The organism is Actinomadura darangshiensis, assembly GCF_004349235.1.
GTDB lineage: Bacteria > Actinomycetota > Actinomycetes > Streptosporangiales > Streptosporangiaceae > Spirillospora > Spirillospora darangshiensis.
In genome coordinates this window covers 1-5,376 of the sequence record NZ_SMKY01000446.1, presented here as the reverse complement: position 1 = coordinate 5,376, position 5,376 = coordinate 1, and the positions used below count along the sequence as shown (strand labels likewise).

Annotated in this window: 6 protein-coding genes; 3 read left to right on the top strand and 3 right to left on the bottom strand. The window is 76.0% G+C overall.

Annotated elements, in window-relative coordinates:
- Window positions 1–417, bottom strand: a 417-nt coding sequence (locus E1293_RS44160) for a response regulator (RefSeq protein ID WP_132205676.1), incomplete at its 3' end; no start/stop codon positions are given.
- Window positions 414–1,433 (bottom strand): sensor histidine kinase, encoded by a 1,020-nt coding sequence (locus tag E1293_RS44155; RefSeq protein ID WP_207939478.1) that lies wholly within the window; start codon window positions 1,431–1,433, stop codon window positions 414–416. The genes E1293_RS44155 and E1293_RS44160, both read right to left, overlap by 4 nt.
- Window positions 1,434–1,569: 136 nt before the next feature.
- On the opposite strand from E1293_RS44155, the gene E1293_RS44150 reads away from it, so the two are divergent.
- From E1293_RS44150 to E1293_RS44140, 3 genes are read left to right on the top strand one after another with little or no spacing between them, the layout of a single operon-like run.
- On the top strand, window positions 1,570–2,499 hold the full coding sequence (locus tag E1293_RS44150; protein WP_132205672.1) for an ABC transporter ATP-binding protein: 930 nt from the start codon (window positions 1,570–1,572) through the stop codon (window positions 2,497–2,499).
- The gene (locus E1293_RS44145; protein ID WP_132205670.1) at window positions 2,496–3,935 is read left to right on the top strand and encodes an ABC transporter permease subunit; all 1,440 of its coding nucleotides are present in this window, start codon (window positions 2,496–2,498) and stop codon (window positions 3,933–3,935) included. The genes E1293_RS44150 and E1293_RS44145 overlap by 4 nt, the downstream gene beginning before the upstream one ends.
- Entirely contained in the window at window positions 3,932–4,726 is a 795-nt protein-coding gene (locus E1293_RS44140) for an ABC transporter permease subunit (protein ID WP_132205668.1), read from the top strand. Before E1293_RS44145 ends, E1293_RS44140 begins: the two co-directional genes overlap by 4 nt.
- A 4-nt stretch (window positions 4,727–4,730) precedes the next feature.
- Here the strand turns inward: E1293_RS44140 and E1293_RS44135 are convergent, their stop codons facing one another.
- Window positions 4,731–5,270 carry an FxsA family protein gene (locus tag E1293_RS44135; RefSeq protein WP_243717480.1) on the bottom strand — a complete coding sequence of 180 codons (540 nt, stop codon included), beginning with the start codon at window positions 5,268–5,270 and terminating at the stop codon, window positions 4,731–4,733.
- Window positions 5,271–5,376 lie beyond the last annotated feature (106 nt).

The following is a 5,376-nucleotide window of genomic DNA, read 5'->3' as shown; positions in this document are numbered from 1 at the left end:
GGCGAACTCCCCGATGAGGCGGCGGGTGACGGCGGGCGCGAGCAGCGCCTCCCCCTGCGCGACGACGCGGACGGCGTCGAACAGCCGCTCGGCGGTGACGTCCTTGAGCAGGAACCCGCTGGCGCCCGCGACCAGGGCGTCGTAGACGTGCTCGTCGAGGTCGAACGTGGTCAGCATCAGGATCCGGGGCGCGTCCGGCTCGGCGGTGAGGCGGCGGGTGGCCTCGATGCCGTCCATGACGGGCATCCGGACGTCCATCAGCACGACGTCGGGCCGCAGCTCGCCGCACACGCGGATCGCGGCCTCCCCGTCGGCGGCCGTCGCCACCACCGCCAGGTCGGGCTGGGTGCCGAGCAGCGCACCGAACCCGGCGCGGACGACCTCCTGGTCGTCGGCCACCACCACGCGGACGCTCACGGCTCCTCCTCCAGCGGGAAGACCGCCTCCACCAGGAACCCGCTCAGCGGCCCCGGGCCGGCGCGCAGGTCGCCGCCGGCGGCCGCGGCGCGTTCGCGCATCCCGAGCAGCCCGTGCCCGGCCGAGCCGCCGCCGGCCCCGGCCGAGGCCGCCCGCGGGCCCGGCCCGTTGTCGCGGACGCTGATCCGCAGCGCGTCCGGAGTGTAGTCGATCTCCACGTCGACGGCGGCGCCGGGCGCGTGCCTGCGGGCGTTGGTGAGGGCCTCCTGGACGATCCGGTACGCGGCGAGCTCAAGCCCGGGGTCCAGCGCCGCGACGTCCCCGCGGACGATCAGCCGGACGCCGGTCGCGCCCGTCTCGCGGGTCTCGTCGATCAGGTCCAGGAGCTGCCGCAGGCCCGGCTGGGGGCGGCGGTCGGGTTCGGGTCCGGCGTCCTCGCGCAGCACGCCGAGCAGCCGCCGCATCTCGGTGAGCGCGGTGCGGGCGGTGTCGCCGATGGCCAGCAGCCGCTCGGCGCCCTCGTCGGGCATGCCGGGGACGGCGAGCCGCGCCGTCTCGGCCTGGACGGAGATCATCGAGATGTGGTGGGCGACGACGTCGTGCAGCTCGCGGGCGATGCGGGCCCGCTCGCCGCGCGCGGTGTGCTCCAGCAGCGTGGTCTCGAACTGCCGCCGGGACGCGACCAGCGCGGCGCGCTCGGCGCGGCGCCGCAGGATCCGCCGCCGCACCAGCACGACCCAGACTGTCGCGAACGCGGCGAGCCCGGTGACGGCGAACCCCTCATGCAGGACGCACGCCGCGGCCGTGGCGATCGTGATCGTGACGGCGGCGGTGGTGCCCCATTCGCGGACGGCGGCCAGCGGGAGCGTCGCGCACACGTCCACCGCGATGGCCAGGGACAGGATCACGCCCGACCCGCCGGTGCGCAGGACGGCCTCGGCGACGGCGGCGACCGCGAAGCAGACGCCGGTCACCGGCCATGCCGGCCGCCCGGCGATCTCGTCGCTGTCCCCCACGGAGGCCATTGTGTCGCGGACGGCGCGCGGGCGGCGTCCCTCCCGCGGGGGACGCCGGGTCCCTCCTCCCCCGCGGGAGAAGACGCCCCCACGGCGTGACGACCCGGCGGCACCGCGGTCCGTAGCCTCGCTGAGCATGGAGGCAACCATCGAAGTGCGGGCCCTGCGCAAGACCTACGGGCCCACCGTCGCCGTGGACGACCTGTCGTTCACGGTCGCGCCGGGGCAGGTCACCGGGTTCGTCGGCCCGAACGGGGCCGGCAAGTCCACCACGATGCGCATGATCATGGGCCTGGACCGCCCGGACGGCGGGTCGGCGCTGATCGGCGGCAAGCCGTACCGGTCGCTGCGGGCGCCGCTGTGCCGGATCGGGGCGATGCTGGACGCGTCCGCGGTGCATCCGGCCCGGCGGGCCCGCGACCACCTGCGGTGGCTCGCGCAGGCCAACGGCCTGCCCGCCCGCCGGGTCGACGAGGTGATCGACCTGGCCGGGCTGGCGAGCGCGGCCGGGCGCCGGGCGGGCGGGTTCTCCCTCGGCATGCGGCAGCGGCTCGGGATCGCCGCGGCGCTGCTCGGCGACCCGCCGGTGCTGATGTTCGACGAGCCCGTCAACGGGCTGGACCCCGAGGGCATCACCTGGATCCGGGCGCTGCTGCGGTCACTGGCCGCCGAGGGGCGCGCGGTGCTGATGTCCAGCCACCTGATGAGCGAGCTGGAGGGCGGCGCCGACCACCTGGTGGTGATCGGGCGGGGCCGGCTGATCGCCGACACCGCCGTCGGGGAGCTGCTGAAGGCCGCGTCGGGCGACCGGGTCGAGCTGCGCACCGCGCAGCGGCAGGACGCCATGGCCGTGCTGGCGCGCGCGGGCGCGACGGTGTCGGCGAGCGGGCCGGACGAGGTGACCGTCGCGGGCCTGACCGCCGAGCGCGTCATCGCCGCGCTGAACGGCGCCGGGGTCGGGTTCACCGGCATCTCCGAGCACCGCGCGACGCTGGAGGAGGCCTACATGGAGCTGACCAGGGACGCCGTGGAGTTCCAGGGCGTGGCCGGGCGGGAGGCCCGATGACCGTCATGGCTCCCTACCGCAGCACCGTCGAGCCGGAGGCCCGCGACGGCTTCGGGCGGCTGCTGCTGGCCGAGTGGACCAAGCTGCGGACCGTCCCGCGGTGGATGCTGACGCTGCTGGCGTCGGTGGTGCTGATGGTGCTGGTGGCGCTGCTGTCGGCGGCGGGCAGCGAGTCCACCGGGCAGGGCGGCGGGTCGTCCGATCCGGCCCGCCTGCAGAAGATCGACCTGGGGCACTACACGTACCAGCCGCTGGCGGGGGACGGCGAGATCATCGCCCGCGTCACCGCCCAGCGGGGCGGCGGCGCGTGGGCGAAGGCCGGCCTCATGATCAGGGGAAGCGTGGAGCGCGCCACCCCCTACGCGGCGCTGATGGTGACGCCGGGGCACGGCGTCCGGCTGCAGACCGGCTACGAGAACGGCGGCGCGGGCGGCGGGACGGCGAAGGCGCCGCGCTGGCTGAAGCTGACCCGCTCCGGGACGGCCGTCACCGGCTACGAGTCGCCGGACGGGCGCGCCTGGCAGCGCGTCGGCTCGGTGCGGCTCGACAAGCTCCCGGAGAACGCGATGGCCGGCATGTTCGTGGCCGTCCCCGACGAGGTCGAGGTGCAGCGGCAGTTCGGCGGCGAGAGCGTCTCGGGGAACCCGGCCGACACCGGGGCCAGGTTCGACCAGGTGTCGGTGTCGCCGGCGCAGCCCGGGGCAGCGTGGCGCGACCGCGGGGCACCGGGCGGGCCGGCCGCCGACCCGGGTGTGGACGGCCGCACCGGGTCCGACGGGACGTTCACGCTGAAGGGCACCGGCGACATCGGCCCCAACGAGTTCGCCGACGACAGCACCAAGACGACCCTCACCGGCGTGCTGATCGGCCAGGCGGCGATCGTCGCGCTCGCGGTGCTGATGGTGACGGCCGAGTACCGGCGCGGCATGCTGCGCACGACGCTCGCGGCGTCGCCGCGGCGCGGCCGGCTCCTGGCGGCCAAGGCGATCGTGGCGGGCCTGGCGGCGCTGGCGGCGGGACTGGTGGCGTCGTTCGGGTCGATGCTGCTCGCCGCGCCGATGCAGCGCTCGAACGGGCTGGAGCCGCCGCCGCTGATGGACGGCACGGTGCTGCGGGCCGTCCTCGGCACGGCGGCGCTCCTCGCGGTGATCGCGGTGTTCTCGGTGGCGGTCGCGGTGATCGTGCGGCGCAGCGCGCCCGCGATCACGATCGTGCTGCTGCTCCTGCTGGTCCCGCAGATCATCGCGACCGGGCTGCCGCTGTCGGTGGCGCGGTGGCTGGACCGGCTCACCCCGGCGGCCGGTTTCGCGATCCAGGAGACCGTCACGCGGTTCGACCAGGCGATCGTCCCGTGGGCGGGGTTCGGGGTGCTGTGCGCGTACGCGCTGGCCGCGCTGGCCGCCGCGTACTGGCTGCTGCGGAGGCGGGACGCATGACGGCGGTGTGCGCGCTGCGCGCGGAATGGACGAAACTGCGGACGCTCCCGAGCACCTGGTGGATGCTCGCGGCCATCGCCGGTCTCACCCTCGCGGTGGGCGCCGCGGTGACCGGCTCGGTCGACACCTCGCACTGCTCGACCCCCGCCGGATGCATGGAGGACACGCCGAAACTGGCGCTGTCGGGCGTGCAGCTCGGGCAGGTCGCGGCCGTCGTGCTCGGCGTCCTGGCGGTCGGCGGCGAGTACGCCGCCGGGACGATCGGGGCGACGCTGGCGGCGATCCCGCGCAGGAGCACGGTGCTGGCCGCCAAGGCCGCCGTGGTCGCGGCGGTCGTGGCCGTCGCCGGGACGGCCGGGGTGCTGGCGTCGCTGGCGGTGGCGCGCGGGCTGCTGCCCGGCAACGGGTTCACCTCCGCCAACGGCTACCCGCCGCTGTCGCTGGCCGACGGCCCCACCGCGCGGGCCGCGTTCGGGACGGTCCTGTACCTGGTGCTGGTCGCGCTGCTGGCGCTCGGCGTGGGGACGGCCGTCCGGGAGCAGGCGGCGGCGATCACGGCGGTGCTGGCGCTGCTGTGGATCGTCCCGATCATCACCCGGCTGATCGCGAGCGCCAAGTGGGAGGACCGGCTGGACAAGATCGCGCCGATGCCGGCCGGCCTGGCCGTGCAGGCGACCCGGGGCCTGGAGCGGCTGCCGATCGGGCCGTGGAACGGCCTCGGCGTGCTGGCGGCCTACGCGGCGGTCGCGCTGCTCGCGGGCGGGGCCCTGTTCACCCTCCGCGACCCCTGATCGGTCAGGCGCGGGACGCGGTGTCGTCGTCCTCGTCGATGACCTCGCCCCGGACCACCGGCCCGGGCGGGGTCTCGACGCGGTCGCGGCCCGGCCCGCGGCCGAACGGGTCGAACCCGTTCTGCCCCGGGAACGGCCCCGGCGGGAACATCGTGGCGCCGCCGCGCTCCCGGGCGGCCCGCGTCCGGCGCGCCGCGAACGCCGACAGGGCCCGCCGGACGAGGGGCCGGGTGAACGGCAGCATGAACGCGAAGCCGAGCACGTCGGTGATGAAGCCGGGGAAGAGCACCAGCATGCCGCCCGCCATGACCAGCGCCGCGTCGGCGAGCTCCCGGTCGGGCAGCACGCCGCGCTGGACGGTGTCCTGCAGGGCGCGGAAGGCGCGGCGGCCCTCCCGGCGCACGATCCACGCGCCGAGCGCGGTCTCGGCGATCAGCAGCCCGACCGTCGGCCAGGCGCCGATCACCTCGCCGACCTGGATCAGCACGAGGATCTCCAGGACCGGCACCAGCAGGAACGCCAGGACGATCAGCAGCGGCAGCATGGCTCCATCTTCGGGGTCGTCGAAAGCCTCACCCCGTACAACGCCACGGGGTGCCCGAACGTTTCCCCCGATGATCACCGGGGTCGGCGGCGGCCGGCGAGGGCAG